The organism is Pedobacter sp. AJM (genome assembly GCF_002197755.1).
In the GTDB taxonomy this organism is placed as follows: Bacteria; Bacteroidota; Bacteroidia; order Sphingobacteriales; family Sphingobacteriaceae; genus Pedobacter.
Map to the genome: position 1 here is coordinate 1 of NZ_NHOT01000018.1, position 18,445 is coordinate 18,445.

Below are 18,445 nucleotides of genomic sequence, written 5' to 3' on the forward strand. Positions count from 1 at the left end.
TAGTTGTTTTTTATTTTCTTCTATGTAAAAAAAACACTGATCAAAATAAACTACTATAGTTTTTGTCATAAAAAATTTTATAAGTAAAATCATGATTATACCAAAAACAAAAAACGTGAAAATTAATCCAAATGTTCCGAAATAACGAAAGCCTATTTCACTATATATAAAAAACAACGGAACCGCAATAATGAATCCTAAAATATAATTTACATAATGTCGCAGCGTCGTCACTGGCCTTAAAATGAATTTTTCATACTTATGATTTTGCATTACTTTCCAGCTATTTTAATTTGCATACCAACTTGAAGGGGCATTACTGAATGCACGAAACTTACTCTTTCTGATCAGCTTAAAATTTAATTTGGTTATTAAAGCTTTTAAAAAAGCCCTGAACATGACATTTCTTTCCTTATCATACTTTTCAGCAAAAAAAAGCGCTGAATACTCATTTGCCTCGAATACCTTTCCATTTCTATAATATATTGTTATAGACGAAGCAAGGCCTTTTTTAGTTGAGTCTGAATGGTTAAAGGCTGCCTCATCATGAAAGTAAAATCCATTAACTTCACTAAGTTTAATTGAAATTGTTTTTTTTCCATCGCTGATAATTAAATTATCTCCTACAATACTCAATTCCAGATTCTTACTAGTTAAAAAACTTCCCCATATATAGACTAATAGTACAATAGCTAAAGAGATTAACAATCCGGTAGGTTTAACGTAAAACCATTCACTATACAAAAAGAACACAGAGACAGCCAAAACAAGAATAAAAATATAAGAAAAATAAGGCTTATAAGTAATTACCTTTTTAAAATTGATTTTGCTTGTCATAATTCATTTAATCTATTTTTTTCAAATCAAATTGAGTGATAAATTGATAGTTATACTTTACTTCTTCTTTTAAATTTGCTTTTGCACTTAAGATTAAAGTTGTTTTTTTGTCGATTACCCTTCTTACAATATATTCATAATTATATTCGGTAAAATCGTATTCTATCATTGGCTTATAGAACTTATTATATTGTTCTTCCAAAACAGCGTTATCTAACCCGTCCTTCACCAATTTACCTACAGTCATGATTTCAACGGTCTCGCTATTTTCTTCAATAATACCATGAGTTAACTCGAGTTCTATTGGAACATTAACAAATATCTGAGAATTAAATTTTAACCTTTGCTTTTCTGATCTATCGATCCAAGGATCATAGTCATTGAAGACCACGTGAAAGAAAAAGGCTTTTTCATACGTTTTGATTAGGTTTGCTTCCGAACCAAATTCAGTGTCCCCGCCATTCATAAAACCTTCAGCAGCCTTAAAATCATGTTGTAATAATGCTTTATAGAAACTTGTTTGCATTAGTTTCGGCTTAAAAGCCTCCCATTGATCTTTTATATCTGTATAATTAACAATACTTTTAATAATATTGTCTTTATTTAGTGCTAACATAACATTCTCCTTACTATATTCAAGAGGCTCGGTAGCGATGATTGCATCCTTTAATACTTCTGGATTTATTTTATACAGAAATTGCTCTAAGCTTATCTTCGCTTTATTTGCTTCATAGTACTCTAAATGATACTGTTTCTTTGTTGTGCAATGGAAACTAATATTATCCTCAACCTTAGTTATATTCATCTGTTCGCATCGATAGCGTGCTTCCAAAGTAATAGCTGGGCCTATGTGATCCTCTGCTTTATTTTCAGTACTGATGTTTGAACTATTGTTTGTAGCTAATACTTCTTCCTCATCAAAAAATTTAAATCTGCTACTCATAATTAATTAATATCTACTTGACTACCTGTTATTGTTTGTACACCTGCTGAAGTTTGAGAAATAGTCGCATCCGAACAAACGACAATCGTTCCCTGCGATTCTAAATTATAAGTTTTACTACCAACGTTTACCGCAGTTGTCCCAACTGTACCCATATTCACCGCTGTACCTGGCATTTTACCCGCATTGGCATTAATCGCATCGGTACCCTGAATATTAATAATTTTTCCGATAATATCAATCGTTCCATCTTTTTTTAAGGTAATGCTGCTATCGCCTGTTCTGATCACAATTGTTTCAGCAGATTCTGCCGTAATCTGTCCCGGTCCATTTTCTACCTTTACATAGTTGGCTGCGTTTGTACCCAGGTTTAGGGCATGGTTTAAATCATCAAATGTTAAAACACTTCCCTTTCTGGAGGTTAATCCCTTGGTATTACTATTTTTAAATCCCTTACTATCCCCACTTTTCCCATGGTACACACTACCAATCACCACCGGACGGGCCACATTCCCTTCTTCAAAGGCAATCACCACCTGATCTCCTTTTTCCGGAATTACGTGGAAGCCCCGGTTTTTACCAGTATCGCCGCTTCCGGCATTTGGGCTCACCACCCTTAACCATTCAGTAGGGTCGTTGGTTTGGCATTCCCACTTAAACCGTACTTTAATCCGGCCCTGCCCCTGCGGATCGTCATTATCCAGCACATCCGCCAGTTGCATATCCGGACTGGGCTTATCATAATTTTTAACCAGTAGGCGCTCTGTGGTTGATACTAAACCTTCAAAGGTATTGCTGTATTTTCCGGTTCCATCCAGCGTATGGTTAACACTGGTAATTAAAAACTTACCCAGGCTTTCTGTAGCAAAAGCAATTTCCTGCCTGATGCTCATCGTAATTTCGGCAATGGTACCAATGCCTAGTTCGGCATTATCGCCACTGCCATTTACTTTTAACAACTCGCTGATGTGCGCTTTTTCTTCATTTTCTACGTGGCTTTTAATGTCGTTTCCGTTATCTACCCTGATCAGCGAGGGCTGGTTAAAGGTTTTGCTGAACATGTTGTTCGAAGCTTTGATGGCATGAGCCAGATCCGGATGGCCATCCGCCTTGCCGCTACTTTCGCTGTGCAGCATTTCATCCTGCTTCGGGTTATAGGCAAAACGTTTGTTTTTAATGGGTGCCACTTCCATGGCATATTGCAGGCTATGAACATCCCGTCCGTAAAATAAGGATACGTCTTTTTGCTCATCCGGCTTTCCGAAATTCAGCTGCTGCCCATCATAATACAGCCATTCATGGTATTCGCCCGATAAACGGTTCATAAATTCCCAGTCGCTTTCTTTATACTGGATCAGGTAATCTATACTTGACTGGCGGCTGGCATTTGCTACAATTTTTAAATCGTTAACCGGGGTATCTTTTGTGGCCAGTTTTACAATGTCGTTTAAATCCTTATCCAAATAAGATCCCAAATCCTGGCCCCTGTCTATTAATATAGTGGGACTATAGCCACTTACAATTAGCACCCCATGGTAACCATGGCTTTGCGAAAGTTCTACTTTGGTCACCAGGCCTGAAAAATGCTGCTGGCGTTCTGGTGAGTGACCAAAGGATGCTGTTAAGGTTTTTCCTACGAAATCCCGGCTGTCGTCTAAATTGATTAATCCCGGCGTGCCCAGTTGGTCGTGGTTAAAATGCAGCTCAAAATAATGATGCTGATTAAAAGCCTGTACCAGGTTAAAGGAGGCAAAGTGGGCTATTGGCGTATCTTCTATATTAATTTCTACAATGAGTTTGTGTTCCATAGCTGCTTAGTTTAGGATTAAGATGCTCTTATTTAAAAAATCTTTTCACAATTTTAAAAGATGTACTTGAGGTTAAGTTAATTGGATTAGGTGCGGTATCTGTTGATTTGAATGTATAAACAGGCTGATTATTTATATACATTTCATAACATGGAAATTTATTATGCGCCCCATTTATTTCTATCCTATAACAGTCAGATAGCCTGAATATGCTAATTTCAAACTCAAAGTCAATATTAGGTGAAAAAGGCTCTAAAAATGGATATCCGGCGCTCGACTTTACTTTTATGACAGACTGATTCTCGTTAATATCTTTAACAAGATCCTGATATTGTACTGGTTCAGCTCGCAAAAATTGAGGTGGCTGCAAATAACCATACTTTCTTCTACGATCAATCCATGCAAACTTACCTCCACCACCTTGATAAGGAATTTTTGGCGTTTTCTCCATCTCTCGCACATTTAATGATCGATAAGCGAACTGTACAAATGCTCTTCCGCTCGGATCACATTTTTTTTGGAATAGATTGGCCATATAACCGTACTTTGTTTGGAATTGCCCGGTTTTACTTAAATCAATGTTCAGATTGTTATAAGCACATAATCTATTTGTACCATTAAGATCTCCAAATTCTCGGTTATCAGTTTCACAAAATACAGTTGCTGGGTATGGCTCAGGTAGCCAAAAACCAACTATCCTACCTGCTTGTTTATCAAATGCCTTTTGATTTATTAAATTTTTAGGTAAAGCAATTGCTTTGAAAGGTTTTCCTAATGTTTTGGGTATAAATGCACACATCTTTATCTTCATACCTGTAAATTAATTTTGTTGAGAGAGCTGATTAATTCTTTCATCTAATTCTTCTTGGTTTTTAAAATGTTCAGATTTATAATTTCGGTTTTTAGTTAAATATAAAACCATGTAGTTACCTTTTTCATTCCCGGCAGAGAAGCCTCTTAATTGGTAGATTTGATTAGGCTTTGTGATGGTATCTGTTACAAGATCAGCATTAATGACTTCAAGTTCAGTTCTTTTTCCCGTTTTAATATTATAACTATAAAATTTCTCTTCAACCGGTGCTATATTTCTACTTTTCTTCTGTGTTCTAAAAAAACCATTTTCAGGGATTTTATAAACTTCAAAATCATCTTCGGTTACAACAGGAGATCCATTTTTCTGTCCCCATGCAATGACAATCATTCCGTCATAACCTTCCGGTACAAGGTATTTGATTTGTGGCCGATCCCACTGAGCACAAGAAAAGACCAAACAGCAAAGTAAAACACCCAGGAAGTAAAATTTATTTCCAATCAAACGCTTTAAATCCATTACTTGCTCCTTCACATTTCTCCCTAAACTGCCAACAGTTGTAGCTGTTTGTACATGCCCATCGCCGCCACCCATTTTTACGTTTTCGGGGCCTCTATGTGCATCAAATTCCTTTATCTTTAAAAGCGTGTTCATTTATATTTAATTATATTTTAAAACCTCCGCCATAATGACATGGGCCTGGTCTAGTTTCTCATGGCTATTAAAAGTCAGTTTAAGGGTTGTACTTTCCGAAACTTTAATCTTAACGGGGAGTGGTTGTGCTGTTATGCCAATTAAGGGTTTTTCTTCATTAATCTTTCCAAAATAGGCTGCAAAATCAGCAATGCGTAAAGAATCTGAAATCGACTCTGGTATAAGGCATATCATACCTGCCTTTACCTTATTCGCTTGCTCCTCATTTTTATAGTACTGTACCACGATGCTTTTCTCTGCATCATGTTTTTCATCATTATAAATTTCAACCATAAGCTTCGCAGAGAACTTTTTGTTTAATGATTGAATACGCGGTTCATTAAATTGGTTTAAAGGAATTTTTGTTAGCGAATCAATATAAGTGAGGAATACATGTGTGCTGCCGGCTTTCTGATCATTGACAGACTTCTCACGCTTCTTTTGATCATGAGTTTGATTTTCACTACATCCCAAAAAAGCACCCATGATGAAAGTAAAAATAAAGGCATGTATTATGGTATAACTAAAAGGTGTACTTTTCATTTAAAATTAATTAGGACGAAACAGTTAAGTTGGTCGTGAGAAAACTCCCATTATGAATGATCAAATCGCTTTTATTCAACGGATATCCATATTGGACATGAAGATTTTCCAAATGTACCGGAAGGAGCCCTTCCCTTAGGCTGTACATTGAAGTTTGACATACAACCATGCTGATGTATACTGTACGTTGTACCTAAAAAGTTTAATCCAGCTTTGAAAGCCATAGTTTTAAAATTTGAAGTAATATAAAATCTGGTTAAAATAGTTTTTGGCAACTATGTTGGAGTAAATCCAAATATCAGGCCAACTTAAAACCTGAAGGGTTGAGAATGAATAACCTACTTATTTAAAAACCTTAAAACACAGCAAAAAATGCCCTGATGATTATTGAAAAGGAATTATTAGCCAGATCAATATATTTAAAAATCACACCGTTTGAATTTAAACATCTACAATATTGCAGGAAAAATGTTCAAAAAACAGACACCCAAATGGCAACCACTTACTTCAACGGTATACAGTTTTTGCATTTTCAGATGGAAATAAACCGCAATGGAGCTGCCGCATCAATGCCATAAAAAAAAGGCAGCATGTGTTCTTGCTACCTTTTAGAGAGGGATTAAAAATTTCCTGTTTAATTACGATGGGCATATTGCATTAATTTCAGCTATTAAAGCTTGGCATCGTTCTTATTGATTAAAAAGTAAACAGGCACACCCAATAACACAATAATGAGACCGGGCCAGGTATATTGTTGTTTATAAATAAGAAGCAAAATACAGAATGCGGATCCTATTACAAGGTAGATTATAGGTGTAACCGGATATAACCAGGTTTTATAAGGCCTTTCCAGATCAGGTTTTTTAAACCTTAAATAGATCACACCAAATACTGTAATCATGTAAAACAATACGATAACAAAAGAAATCATGTCTAAAAGGTTGCCGTACTGACCGCTCAGGCATAAAACGGATGCCCAGATTCCCTGCATCCAGAGGGATTTTTCAGGAACACCATTTTTATTGTTTTTAAGTGCTGCTTTAAAAAACATCCCATCTTGTGCCATGGTCTGAAAAACCCTTGCTCCTGCCAGCACGATACCATTCACGCAGCCAAAAGTAGAAATCATCACCAAAACCGCCATTACGATCGTACCTATTCCGGCACCAAAAATTTGTTCAGATGCTGCAACGGCTACCCTGTCATTTACAGCAAAGGCAATATTATCCCTGGTTAAGGTATTGAGGTATATAAAATTAACCAGTAGATAAAGCACCATCACCGCTGTAGTGCCCAAAACCATCGATCGCACTACATTTTTCTTTGGATTTTCGATTTCTCCGGAGACAAATGTGACGTTTTCCCAGGCTACACTTGAAAATACAGAACCAACCATGGCAGCGGCAATGCCCCCCATTATCGCCATGCCGGAAATAGATTCCCATCCGGCTTTCATAAAATTGCCGTTCAGATCTGTTTTAAGATTATTGAAGGCATTCCAACCGAATTTCATATTTTCTGCCCAGAAGCCGTTATTTACCAGGAGAAAACCCAATATAATCAAGCCAATTAAAGCGATAATTTTAGATCCCGTGAAAATATTTTGCAGCACCTTACCGCTTTCTACACCCTTTGTATTGATATAGGTTAGCAGCAGAATAACTGCAATAGCCAGCAACTGTATCCAGGTAATTTTATAACTTCCGCTCTGAAAAATCGGGGCAGCATCATTTAATGCCGGTATTAAATAGGCCGTAAATTTACCAAAAGCTACCGCAACGGCAGCAATGGTACCAGTTTGAATCACCGTAAAGAGCCCCCAGCCATAAAGAAAGCCCATCATTTTGCCAAAAATCTCTTTTAAATAAGTGTATTGACCACCTGCTTTAGGAAACAGGGCAGATAGTTCTCCATAAGAAATTGCTGCAGCTATTGTCATTACTGCAGTGATTACCCAAACAACAATGAGCCAGTAACCTGAACCTAAATCCCTCATGATGTCAGCGCTGACAATAAAAATACCGCTTCCGATCATTGAGCCCATTACCAGCATTGCCGCATCAAAAAGGCCTAATTTTCTTTTAGAAGATTCTGCTTCATGTCCTTTTTCCATTTTCTTAGTTGTTTGGTTTTAGTTAGTTTGTGGCTAATTTATTTATAATAATAGAGAAACGAACCTGTTGGCCTGTATTATTTTAGTCGTATAAAATTCCGGCTTGGTTAACGGGTCCTCAATTATGAAATTTTATTTATGAATGCACCCTAAGATTCAGTCCATTAATAATTTCATCTGAAGAAAATAAAATATTATATTGCTGATTAATAACCAAATCTCTAAAATCAGTGTGCTGTATATGTATGAGCGTAATGGCAAAGAACTGATCGCTATGAACCAATAACCAAATATTTAACTATGATTTTTTTACAAGACAATTTAATTTACTGTATTCCTGCATTGGGCCTGATCGGAATAATTGTAATGATGATGAAAAGTGCCTGGGTAAACAAACAGGACGCAGGCGACAAAAACATGCAGGAACTGGCCGGCTATATTGCGGATGGCGCAATGGCATTTCTTAAAGCAGAATGGCGGGTGCTGAGCATCTTTGCTGTTTTTACAGCAGCATTACTCGCCTATTCCGGAACCATTACTGAAATTAATGGTGTTCCGATGCATTCCAGCTGGATCATCTCACTTTCTTTTATCATAGGTGCGGTATTTTCGGCAACTGCCGGATACATAGGAATGAAATCGGCAACGAAGGCTAACGTAAGGACTACCCAGGCCGCAAGAACGAGTTTAAAGCAGGCACTAAAAGTTTCCTTTACCGGTGGAACGGTGATGGGATTGGGTGTAGCCGGATTGGCTGTTCTGGGTTTAGGCGGTTTATTTATCGTCTTCATGCAGTTGTTTCACGTCACCAATGCCAATAGCGTAGAAATGAGAACCGCCATTGAAGTACTAACCGGCTTTTCTCTGGGCGCTGAATCAATTGCCCTTTTTGCTCGTGTTGGCGGTGGAATTTATACTAAAGCAGCAGATGTTGGTGCAGATTTGGTAGGAAAAGTCGAAGCTGGAATCCCGGAAGATGATGTAAGAAACCCTGCTACCATCGCTGATAATGTAGGTGATAATGTGGGTGATGTGGCGGGCATGGGTGCCGATTTATTCGGATCATATGTGGCCACTATTCTGGCTACAATGGTTCTGGGACAGGAAATAACCGTTACAGATCAGTTTGGCGGCATGTCTCCTATTTTGCTTCCCATGGTTATTTGTGGCCTGGGCATTATATTTTCCATCATCGGAACCTGGTTTGTGACCATTAAAGATGAAAAATCGAACGTTCAAACCGCGTTAAACCTTGGCAACTGGTCGTCCATTATCATTACCGCTGTAGCCTCCTTCTTTATTGTAAAATGGATGCTTCCTGAAACCTTAAGCCTTCGCGGATATTCATTTACCAGCATGAATGTTTTTTATGCCATTATTGTTGGCCTTGTAGTGGGAACCATTATGAGTGTAGTGACAGAATATTTTACGGCCATGGGGAAAGGTCCGGTTAATTCAATTATTCAACAATCATCAACCGGGCATGCCACGAATATTATTGCCGGTTTATCGGTTGGGATGAAATCCACTGTCATTCCGATTTTGGTTTTGGCGGGTGGAATTATGGCTTCCTATCATTTTGCCGGATTATATGGCGTTGCCATTGCGGCGGCGGGTATGATGGCCACCACAGCCATGCAACTGGCCATTGATGCATTTGGCCCGATTGCAGATAATGCCGGCGGAATAGCAGAAATGAGCCAGCTTCCGCCAGAAGTACGTGAACGTACAGATAATCTTGATGCAGTAGGCAATACCACTGCCGCAACAGGTAAAGGTTTTGCCATTGCATCGGCCGCATTAACATCTTTGGCCCTATTTGCCGCTTTTGTTGGCATTGCCGGAATTACGGCGATCGATATTTATAAAGCACCCGTTCTGGCCGGGTTATTTGTAGGTGGCATGATTCCGTTTATTTTTTCGGCACTTTGTATTCAGGCAGTGGGTAAGGCGGCTATGGACATGGTTCAGGAAGTACGGCGACAGTTCCGCGAGATTCCTGGAATTATGGAATATAAAGCAAAACCAGAATATGATAAATGCGTGGCCATTTCTACCAAAGCTTCCATCCGGGAAATGATGATGCCTGGTGCCATTGCTTTGATTACCCCTATCATTGTCGGTTTTACATTTGGACCAGAGGTTTTAGGTGGATTACTGGCCGGCGTAACCGTAACTGGTGTGTTGATGGGTATTTTTCAGAGCAATGCCGGCGGTGCCTGGGATAATGCTAAAAAATCTTTCGAACAGGGGGTGATGATTAACGGGGAAATGTTTTATAAAAAATCAGAGCCGCATAAAGCTTCTGTAACTGGTGATACCGTAGGTGATCCGTTTAAAGATACTTCCGGTCCTTCAATGAACATTTTAATTAAATTAATGTCTATTGTTTCACTGGTTATTGCGCCATATATTGCCGTTAAAGCTGTTGCGGCAGAACATCGGACAGAAATTCACAGCGAAATGAAAATTCAGCAGAAAACAGACCGTCTGGGCAACACAATTACAGACACCTTAACAAATGTTTCCGATACTTTACACAATTAGTTGTAAAAACATAGATATAAAATATTAAGGAAGGGGATTTTAACACAATCCCTTTTAATTTTTGGTAATTTTTATTTAGGTTTACCGCTTATTATCATAAAAATCAACAAAACATAAAAGACTAAACAACTTATGAATCTAAAAAAGCCTATTGATGTACTTATAGCAGAATCTGCTGAAAGTGGCGAAGGCACACTCAAACGTACACTAAGCAGTACGAGTCTTGTCGCTTTAGGTATAGGCGCTATTATTGGGGCAGGTTTATTTTCTTTAACAGGTATCGCAGCAGCAGATCACGCTGGCCCTGCAGTAACCTTATCATTTGTATTGGCCGCAGTAGGTTGCGCATTTGCCGGATTATGCTATGCAGAATTTGCATCAATGATTCCGGTAGCAGGTAGTGCATATACCTATTCTTATGCCACTATGGGCGAGTTTATGGCCTGGGTAATTGGATGGGATTTAGTACTGGAATATGCATTGGGCGCTGCTACGGTGGGTGTTTCCTGGTCAGGATATTTCAATAAGTTACTTCATGAATTTGGCCTTGAAATGCCGCTTTATTTAACCAAGTCATTTGCTGAAGTGGATGGCGGAGGAATTAATTTCCCTGCAGTCGTAATTGTTTCTTTACTTTCCCTGATGTTGATTCGCGGTACCAAAGAATCTGCAAGCCTGAACAATATCCTGGTCATCGTTAAGGTTACTGTGGTAATCGTATTTATTGCATTGGGATGGAAATTCATTAATCCGGCAAACCATACGCCATATATTCCTGAAAACACGGGTGTTAAAGGTGAATTTGGTATTTCTGGTATCGCAGCAGGTGCAGCATTGGTATTCTTTGCTTTTATCGGTTTCGATGCCGTTTCTACAGCTGCACAGGAAGCTAAAAACCCGCAGAAAGGTATGCCAATCGGTATCCTGGGTTCATTAGTCGTATGTACCATATTATATGTTCTGTTTGCACACGTTATGACTGGTTTAGTACCTTATAGTGTATTTAAGGGTGATGCCTCTCCGGCTGCAACAGCATTTAAAGTAACCGGATATAGCTGGTTACAAATGGGTTTAATCATTGCCATCCTGGCAGGTTATACTTCTGTTATACTGGTGATGTTAATGGGACAATCAAGGGTGTTTTATACCATGTCTAAAGATGGATTATTACCTAAGTTCTTCAGCAACATCCACTCAAAATTCAGAACGCCTTTTAAAACAAACTTATTTTTCATGGTGTTCGTGAGCATTTTCGCCGGATTTGTTCCGGTAACAGATTTAGGTCACATGGTATCAATAGGTACATTGTTTGCATTCTCCCTGGTTTGTATCGGTGTTTTATTATTGCGTAAAACTGATCCTGACAGACCCAGACCTTTCAGAACACCATTGGTTCCTTTCGTGCCAATTATGGGTGTAATTGTTTGCGTTTATCTAATGTCGTCATTACCGATTGAGGCCTGGATTAGGTTAGCCATCTGGATGGCTTTAGGTACGGCCATTTATTTCTTCTATGGAAAGAATAATTCTGTTCTACGAAATAAAGGAAAAGTAGTTCAACCTGTTGATCCGCCAAAACCTGGCTTATAATCAATAAAAAAATATGTTTTAAATCCCCGGTTAAAAGTCGGGGATTTTTTTGTGTTAAATAATTGTTAAAAAACTACCTTTGCACAAAAATCAGAGATATTATAAATGGTACCACATCAAAACAAGTATTTTGCCATTCTTGTGCTTTTGTTATTGCTTTCCTTACAAACTTATGCGCAACGTACCATTAACGATATAATGGATTCCACAACGGTTAACCATTTATTAATCATTTCAAAAAAATACGGTTCCCTTTCCTTTAGTGGTTATTTACAGCCTCAGTTTCAGGTGGCGCAATCAAATGGCACACAGGCGGAATATCAGGGCGGCAATTTCGGCGAATACACCAACAATCGCTTTCGGTTAAGACGGGGCCGGTTACGTGCTGATTACATGTTATTGGATGATAACAACAATCCTTCTACTTATTTTGTATTGCAGTTCGACGGAACAGAACAGGGTGTGAATGTCAGAGATTTTTGGGGCCGTTATTATGAAAACAAATGGAAATTAATTCATGTCACATTAGGTTTATCCGGCAGGCCATTCGGAAATGAATTACAACTTTCTTCTGCAGGCAGAGAAGCGCCTGAACGCGGACGCATGTCGCAAATTTTAATGAAAACCGAACGGGATTTGGGCGCAACATTTACATTCAATCCCCGATGGAAAAATGCCAGACTTAAAAATGTGGTATTGGATCTTGGGGTATACAACGGGCAGGGATTGGCTGGTCCGGCTGAATTTGACAACAGCAAGGATGTGATTGCCAGGTTAAGCCATAAGCCATACACGTTTAAGAAAATGCGTTTCTCTATAGCGGGCGGAATAAGTACCTTACAGGGAGGATTAAACCATCGCTTACCCGTGAGTTATAAAATGGAACACAATGGTCATTTATGGCAAATGGTAAAAGATTCTTCTGCCAGTACTTTAAATGCTGTTGCACCACGCCGCTACTACGGTGCAGATATTCAGCTGGCTACTGCAACCAAAAGCTGGAAATCAGAATTGCGTGCTGAGGTCATATCCGGACTCCAAACCGGAACGTCTACTACCTCAACCACACCAGGTTCGTATCCTGTAGATGATAAGGCTGAACCTCTGCCCTATTACACCCGGACATTTAATGGGGCATATTTTACGTTTGTTCAAACATTAAACAGTACAGACAACCAGATTATATTAAAATACGATTGGTACGACCCCAATTCAAAAGTGAAAGGCATGGATATTTCAGCAGTAAGGGGATTATCAGCTGCAGATGTTCGTTTTGATACTTTTGGATTTGGTTTTTTACATCATTTTAATCCACATTTTAAAGCAGTGCTTTATTATGACGTCATTAAAAATGAATCTACAGCCTTATCAGGCTATACCGATGATAGAAAGGATAATGTATTCACTTTAAGAACACAATTCTATTTTTAAGAATTTTTTGTAAATGAAGTTTAGCACAAATTGCGCTACCTTTGATCAAAATTGCGCGATATGAAACTTGATTTTATGAAATTCGATTTAAATCAGATCCTCACGACCACGATGGTTATTTTTGCCATTATCGATATTTTAGGTTCTATTCCGGTTGTCATTCAGTTGCGAAAAAAGGCTGGTCATATTGAATCAGAAAAGGCATCCATTGTAGCTACCGGATTAATGATTTTATTTCTTTTTCTGGGTGAGTCATTGCTCAAAGTCATTGGCCTGGATGTAGAATCCTTCGCCATTGCAGGCTCCATCGTTATTTTTTGTATTGCCATGGAAATGGTTCTCGGGCTTACGATCTTTAAAGAAGAGGCACCTGAAACCGTCTCTATTGTACCACTGGCCTTTCCATTAATTGCAGGTGCCGGTACCATGACAACACTGCTTTCATTAAAAACGGAGTACCAGACCCAGAATATCCTGGTAGGGATTATCCTGAACATGCTTTTTGTTTATTTTGTATTGAAAAATACGGAGCGACTGGAAAGGTTATTTGGTAAAACCGGTCTGAATATTCTGCGTAAGGCATTTGGCGTGATATTACTGGCCATCGCTATTAAGTTATTTCGCAACAATACAGGTCTTTAGCACTTATTATTATCTCAGTGATAGTTACCCTCTTGTGTTAGACTGACGAAGTTTCGTCTGCACTTAGCCATTTAAAACCTTGCAAATCTGCTAGTGTTGTAACAAAAATTGGTTATATTGATCTTAATATCAAGCTAACCAAAAATGAAAAGCTTTGAAGAATATACTGTTATTATCGGCGCCATTGCAATTTTGATGGAGGCAGTGAAATACCTAAAAAGAAATATGAAGGAATGGCTCGAAAATATCTAGCTACTATAAAAATATTTTGAGCTAAGCTGATTTGTTCCTTTCACTATACTACAGGTGTTAATAATACAACACACGCTCCGTCATGGCAAGGAGGCACGACGAAGCAATCTATTCTTGCTAAGATCATTTCTTCATTAACCTGGCAACAAACATCGTATCTGCATAATTCTCATAACCGTCAATCAGTTCCATCTTTTCCAGTTCGAGTGGCAGGTTTTCCAGCATATATTTGACCACATCCTCATTTTCTTCTGCAAATGCCGAACAGGTAATGTAAATAAGTGGTTTTCCGGGTTTTAAATATTTGATCACATTCTGTACAATCCCCTTCTGGATGGCTGCAAACTGGTTAATTTTTCTTTCTTCGAAAAACGTAAGCATTTCAGGGGTTCTGCCCCAGGTTCCGGAACCGGTACAGGGCGCATCCAGGATGATTCCATCAAACTGATAATGATGCAGTACCTGATCATTATTTTTCAAAAGATCCAACTCTTTTTTATGGTACTTTTTTATTCCTGCGAGACGAAACCGCTCATCAAGATTTTGTAAAATGCTGTCGCGCAAATCGGTTACCAATAACTCTACAACTGGCTCAATGCTATGCAAAAGCAACGTTTTCCCACCAGATGCGGCACAGCAATCCCACCATTTATCCCACTTATCTGGCTTAAAATAAGTGCCCGTATGTTGTGAAGAAAGATCCTGAACCTGGTAACTTCCCTCCTGCAAAATGCTTTCCAGCTTTGTTCCGTTTGGCATTGCCAGGGCTGTTTCACCAATGGCCTTTACCGGTATTTCCTGCGCACTAAGCCTGCTCATCACTTCTGCCTGATCATTGGCATGAACACGAATAAAAAGATCCGGCTGCTTGAAAAACGAAGTCAGAAACTCCGGTTTATTTACGGCTTCCGATAAATGCGAATGAAGTGGATAAACATCCTCCAGGTTAAAATCAGGATATGTCGTTTTGATAAAATCTATCTTTTCGGATAGTGGATGCAAAATGTGGTTAATCCATTCCGGGAATTTTTGAGCAACAACGGGACTTAAAGTTTCCTGACAAAGAAAATCTGCAATACATAAACGCTCTTCGTTATTCAGTTTTTTTAAAGCGTTACCTAGCCTGAAAAAACTATAAACATGCCGCGTTGCCCATCTCCGGTCAGAGGAGCCCATTTGCTTATGCTGCTTAAAATATCCAGGTAAAAAACGGTGTAAGGGCAAACTTCCATCGTAACTGTTTAAAATCTGCTCAAAGGCCCTTAACTGATGATTGGCTTTCATAAAAAAGGAAAAATTTAGTCTACAATTTCTAAAGCGAAATTTTTGTATTTCAGCAGCATTAAACTGGTATTAATGTAGCCCAGTTTTTCGTCATGGATAAATGAAAATGTATTGTGAAGGCCTTTATACTTATCTTTTGTCAGGTATTCACGGTAATCTTCTCCATGATTACTCAATAATTTACCAAAGTAATACCCTACATCAAAACCTTTAAAAGCATACTCTCCGGGTTCAAAGCCATAGCGGTAACGGTATTTTTTGATAAAACCAATAACTGCTGTATTTTTATAATCAATTTTATAGGAAGAACTGATAATGGTATTTAATGCCTGAATTTTATCCGTTGGATAGTTTTGTTTTACCCAATTCGGATGTCCGAATAAGTTAATTACATAACCACCTGAAGCCAGATTTTTAAGCTTATAAAGTTTATCAATTGTTGGCTGAACGAAAGCACGATCAGATGAGGTAACCACTACAGCATAATGCTTGCCTTTTTGCATCTTGGTTTCAAATGTAAAAACCGATGCATATTCCTGAACCACAAACTTACCATTGGTTTTTAAATAATCCCTTACCGGCGCAGCAAATGCCTCATCATCTGTTTTTTTAGGATTGATGATAACCACAATTGTATTGGACGGATTAAAATTTTTGACAATATAGGTGGCAATTCGCTGTCCATGTAACTCAATATTGTTCACAATGGACACGAGATTAGGGTTATTAAACTCTGCCGGATTGGTTGCAGCCAGTGGAGATACAATGGTAGCATCATTTTCTTTTGAGTAAGCAGAAATATGTTTTAAACCATCAGGAAAAACCGGACCGATAATTAAATTACTTTGTTGAAACCGTTCGTTTTTATACAGCACGGAGATATGAGCATTATCATCCTGTGTATCAAAAGCATTCAGTTTAAAGTTTAGTCCGGATGCTGCTGCAGAATCCAACCCAAGCTTAAAGCCCTGATAAAAATCGATGGGCATGGCGAACTTTTCAATATCTGCTTTGGTGGCTGTTTTTAAATTGAGTTCATCTAATTTAAATGGAACTAAAAGAGAAACACTTGCCTGCGTAAACTTTTTAGCAGGCTTTTTCTCTTCTTGCTTCTCCTTTTCTTTTGGTTTAGCAGTATCTTTTTTTGTCGTTCTGACTTTTGGTGAACAGGCCACAAAAATCATCGCCAGCAGCATCAAAAACCAATAATTCCTCTTTAAATTCATATGTGTATTTTAAACAAAATATGCTGGCAAATGTTTAAACCGCCAGCATAATCCTATATTCTTTAAATTGACTCCTGACTTAGGACTCAAGACTATGAATCAATATTATTCCCACTCAATTGTTGCCGGTGGTTTGGAGCTGATATCGTAAACCACGCGGTTAATCCCTTTCACCTTATTGATAATTTCATTTGATATTTTGGCGAGTACAGGATATGGCAAATGGCACCAGTCTGCAGTCATTCCATCAAGAGATTCAACAGCTCTTAGCGCAATTACATTTTCATAAGTGCGTTCATCACCCATTACACCAACAGATCTCACCGGCAGAAAAATTGCACCTGCCTGCCAAACCTGATCATAAAGGCCAGCTTCTTTCAGGTTATCGATATAAATTTTATCTGCTTCCTGTAAAATAGCTACTCTTTCTGCGGTTACCTCACCAATAATCCGGATGCCTAAACCCGGACCCGGGAAAGGATGGCGACCCAAAATAAAGGATTCAAGACCTAAAGTTGACCCTACTCTTCTTACTTCATCTTTAAATAAAGTTTTAAGTGGCTCCACAATTTTAAGCTTCATAAAATCAGGCAAACCGCCCACATTATGGTGCGATTTAATGGTAGCAGATGGTCCTTTCACTGAAACAGACTCAATAATATCCGGATAAATGGTTCCCTGTGCCAACCATTTTACATCCTGAATCTGGTGCGATTCTTCATCAAAAACTTCAATAAATACACGTCCGATAATTTTACGCTTTTGCTCCGGATCTTCCACACCGGCCAGCTGGCTCAGAAACTTATCCTTGGCATCAACACCTTTAATGTTTAAACCAAAATCTTTATATTGTTCTAAAACACTTTCATATTCATTTTTACGCAATAAACCATTATCCACAAAGATGCAATGCAGGTTTGTTCCGATAGCCTGGTGTAATAAAACTGCAGCAACACTACTGTCTACCCCACCCGATAACGCTAAAACAACTTTATCATTGCCTACAGTCGCTTTGATGTCCGCAATGGTAGTATCTACAAAGGCTGCTGAAGTCCAATCCTGACTACATCCGCAGATATCGACAAGGAAGTTTTCCAAAAGCATCTTTCCATCAATACTATGTGTTACTTCCGGGTGAAACTGAATCGCGTAAGTATCTGAATCTTTAATATGGTAAGCAGCAACTTTAACACTATCCGTACTGGCAATTAATTCAAAGTTATCAGGAATGCTGGTGATGGTATCGCCGTGGCTCATCCAAACCTGAGAGCCAATATTAATGCCTTTGAAAAGTTTGTTTTCCTGATTGACAAAATTCAGGTTCGCGCGGCCGTATTCACGGCTGGATGAAGGCTGAACATCACCGCCGGAATGCTGGGCGATGTACTGGGCTCCATAGCAAACAGCCAATACAGGATATTTATTATGGTATTTAGCAAAGTCAATCTGCGGTGCATCATCCTGGCGAACGGAAAACGGGCTACCCGAAAAGATAACACCTTTTACATCTTCAGTAATTTCAGGAAGATTATTGAATGGATATATTTCACAGTAAATATTTAGTTCGCGAACTCTCCGGGCGATGAGCTGTGTAAACTGCGAACCAAAATCGACGATAATGATTTTTTCTAGCATCTGCAAAGCTACCAATTAGATATGAGATTTCAGACGGGTGAGGTGAGATTTTTAGCATGAAAGTTTAGGCTTTAAGCAGAGCACACAGCG

The 18,445-nt window shown here is 38.6% G+C and carries 16 protein-coding genes; 5 read left to right on the forward strand and 11 right to left on the reverse strand.

Translation table 11 applies throughout. The features are described from left to right. The 7 genes from CBW18_RS21605 to CBW18_RS20485 all read right to left on the reverse strand — a co-directional run. On the reverse strand, positions 1–273 hold a 273-nt coding region (locus CBW18_RS21605), incomplete at its 3' end, for a hypothetical protein (protein ID WP_216359277.1). Between the two features lie 15 nt (positions 274–288). Next, positions 289–837, reverse strand: coding sequence for a hypothetical protein (locus tag CBW18_RS20460; RefSeq protein ID WP_088303230.1), 549 nt, complete (start codon positions 835–837; stop codon positions 289–291). Between the two features lie 7 nt (positions 838–844). Further along, a complete protein-coding gene (locus CBW18_RS20465; RefSeq protein ID WP_088303231.1) occupies positions 845–1,780 on the reverse strand; it encodes a hypothetical protein in 936 nt (311 codons plus the stop codon). Positions 1,781–1,782: 2 nt separating this feature from the next. After that, positions 1,783–3,588: a type VI secretion system Vgr family protein gene (locus CBW18_RS20470; RefSeq protein ID WP_088303232.1), complete on the reverse strand. Its 1,806-nt coding sequence runs from the start codon at positions 3,586–3,588 to the stop codon at positions 1,783–1,785. A gap of 28 nt (positions 3,589–3,616) precedes the next feature. Continuing rightward, on the reverse strand, positions 3,617–4,399 hold the full coding sequence (locus tag CBW18_RS20475) for a DUF3238 domain-containing protein (RefSeq protein WP_088303233.1): 783 nt from the start codon (positions 4,397–4,399) through the stop codon (positions 3,617–3,619). A gap of 9 nt (positions 4,400–4,408) precedes the next feature. Then, entirely contained in the window at positions 4,409–5,053 is a 645-nt protein-coding gene (locus CBW18_RS20480; RefSeq protein ID WP_088303234.1) for a hypothetical protein, read from the reverse strand. A gap of 6 nt (positions 5,054–5,059) precedes the next feature. Further along, complete coding sequence (locus tag CBW18_RS20485; protein ID WP_088303235.1) at positions 5,060–5,635, reverse strand: hypothetical protein; 576 nt, start codon at positions 5,633–5,635, stop codon at positions 5,060–5,062. A gap of 380 nt (positions 5,636–6,015) precedes the next feature. Here CBW18_RS20485 and CBW18_RS20490 point away from each other — a divergent pair, with 380 nt between their 5' ends. Continuing rightward, a complete protein-coding gene (locus CBW18_RS20490) occupies positions 6,016–6,213 on the forward strand; it encodes a hypothetical protein (RefSeq protein WP_088303236.1) in 198 nt (65 codons plus the stop codon). Between the two features lie 92 nt (positions 6,214–6,305). Here the strand turns inward: CBW18_RS20490 and CBW18_RS20495 are convergent, their stop codons facing one another. Continuing rightward, entirely contained in the window at positions 6,306–7,748 is a 1,443-nt protein-coding gene (locus tag CBW18_RS20495; protein WP_088303237.1) for an APC family permease, read from the reverse strand. Positions 7,749–8,048: 300 nt separating this feature from the next. On the opposite strand from CBW18_RS20495, the gene CBW18_RS20500 reads away from it, so the two are divergent. The 4 genes from CBW18_RS20500 to CBW18_RS20515 all read left to right on the forward strand — a co-directional run bounded on the left by CBW18_RS20500 (position 8,049) and on the right by CBW18_RS20515 (position 13,958). Next, entirely contained in the window at positions 8,049–10,295 is a 2,247-nt protein-coding gene (locus tag CBW18_RS20500) for a sodium-translocating pyrophosphatase (protein ID WP_088303238.1), read from the forward strand. 132 nt (positions 10,296–10,427) lie between these two features. Next, on the forward strand, positions 10,428–11,885 hold the full coding sequence (locus tag CBW18_RS20505; protein WP_088303239.1) for an amino acid permease: 1,458 nt from the start codon (positions 10,428–10,430) through the stop codon (positions 11,883–11,885). Between the two features lie 105 nt (positions 11,886–11,990). Further along, a complete protein-coding gene (locus tag CBW18_RS20510; protein ID WP_088303240.1) occupies positions 11,991–13,316 on the forward strand; it encodes a porin in 1,326 nt (441 codons plus the stop codon). 75 nt (positions 13,317–13,391) lie between these two features. Then, positions 13,392–13,958 (forward strand): MarC family protein, encoded by a 567-nt coding sequence (locus tag CBW18_RS20515; RefSeq protein WP_029287908.1) that lies wholly within the window; start codon positions 13,392–13,394, stop codon positions 13,956–13,958. A gap of 375 nt (positions 13,959–14,333) precedes the next feature. Here CBW18_RS20515 and CBW18_RS20520 read toward each other — a convergent pair whose 3' ends face one another. The 3 genes from CBW18_RS20520 to guaA form a co-directional block, all read right to left on the reverse strand. Next, positions 14,334–15,494: an RNA methyltransferase gene (locus tag CBW18_RS20520; protein WP_088303241.1), complete on the reverse strand. Its 1,161-nt coding sequence runs from the start codon at positions 15,492–15,494 to the stop codon at positions 14,334–14,336. Between the two features lie 14 nt (positions 15,495–15,508). Then, positions 15,509–16,720, reverse strand: a complete 1,212-nt coding sequence (locus CBW18_RS20525; RefSeq protein ID WP_088303242.1) for an ABC transporter substrate-binding protein — start codon at positions 16,718–16,720, stop codon at positions 15,509–15,511. Positions 16,721–16,825: 105 nt separating this feature from the next. Further along, the gene (gene guaA, locus CBW18_RS20530) at positions 16,826–18,355 is read right to left on the reverse strand and encodes a glutamine-hydrolyzing GMP synthase (protein WP_088303243.1); all 1,530 of its coding nucleotides are present in this window, start codon (positions 18,353–18,355) and stop codon (positions 16,826–16,828) included. Between the last annotated feature and the right edge of the window lie 90 nt (positions 18,356–18,445).

Bases quoted from the DNA above. Each gene is read 5' to 3' on its own strand.
- CBW18_RS20460 (WP_088303230.1), bottom strand. From the start codon at position 837: ATGACAAGCAAAATCAATTTTAAAAAGGTAATTACTTATAAGCCTTAT.
- CBW18_RS20465 (WP_088303231.1), bottom strand. From the start codon at position 1,780: ATGAGTAGCAGATTTAAATTTTTTGATGAGGAAGAAGTATTAGCTACA.
- CBW18_RS20470 (WP_088303232.1), bottom strand. From the start codon at position 3,588: ATGGAACACAAACTCATTGTAGAAATTAATATAGAAGATACGCCAATA.
- CBW18_RS20475 (WP_088303233.1), bottom strand. From the start codon at position 4,399: ATGAAGATAAAGATGTGTGCATTTATACCCAAAACATTAGGAAAACCT.
- CBW18_RS20480 (WP_088303234.1), bottom strand. From the start codon at position 5,053: ATGAACACGCTTTTAAAGATAAAGGAATTTGATGCACATAGAGGCCCC.
- CBW18_RS20485 (WP_088303235.1), bottom strand. From the start codon at position 5,635: ATGAAAAGTACACCTTTTAGTTATACCATAATACATGCCTTTATTTTT.
- CBW18_RS20490 (WP_088303236.1), top strand. From the start codon at position 6,016: ATGATTATTGAAAAGGAATTATTAGCCAGATCAATATATTTAAAAATC.
- CBW18_RS20495 (WP_088303237.1), bottom strand. From the start codon at position 7,748: ATGGAAAAAGGACATGAAGCAGAATCTTCTAAAAGAAAATTAGGCCTT.
- CBW18_RS20500 (WP_088303238.1), top strand. From the start codon at position 8,049: ATGATTTTTTTACAAGACAATTTAATTTACTGTATTCCTGCATTGGGC.
- CBW18_RS20505 (WP_088303239.1), top strand. From the start codon at position 10,428: ATGAATCTAAAAAAGCCTATTGATGTACTTATAGCAGAATCTGCTGAA.
- CBW18_RS20510 (WP_088303240.1), top strand. From the start codon at position 11,991: ATGGTACCACATCAAAACAAGTATTTTGCCATTCTTGTGCTTTTGTTA.
- CBW18_RS20515 (WP_029287908.1), top strand. From the start codon at position 13,392: ATGAAATTCGATTTAAATCAGATCCTCACGACCACGATGGTTATTTTT.
- CBW18_RS20520 (WP_088303241.1), bottom strand. From the start codon at position 15,494: ATGAAAGCCAATCATCAGTTAAGGGCCTTTGAGCAGATTTTAAACAGT.
- CBW18_RS20525 (WP_088303242.1), bottom strand. From the start codon at position 16,720: ATGAATTTAAAGAGGAATTATTGGTTTTTGATGCTGCTGGCGATGATT.
- guaA (WP_088303243.1), bottom strand. From the start codon at position 18,355: ATGCTAGAAAAAATCATTATCGTCGATTTTGGTTCGCAGTTTACACAG.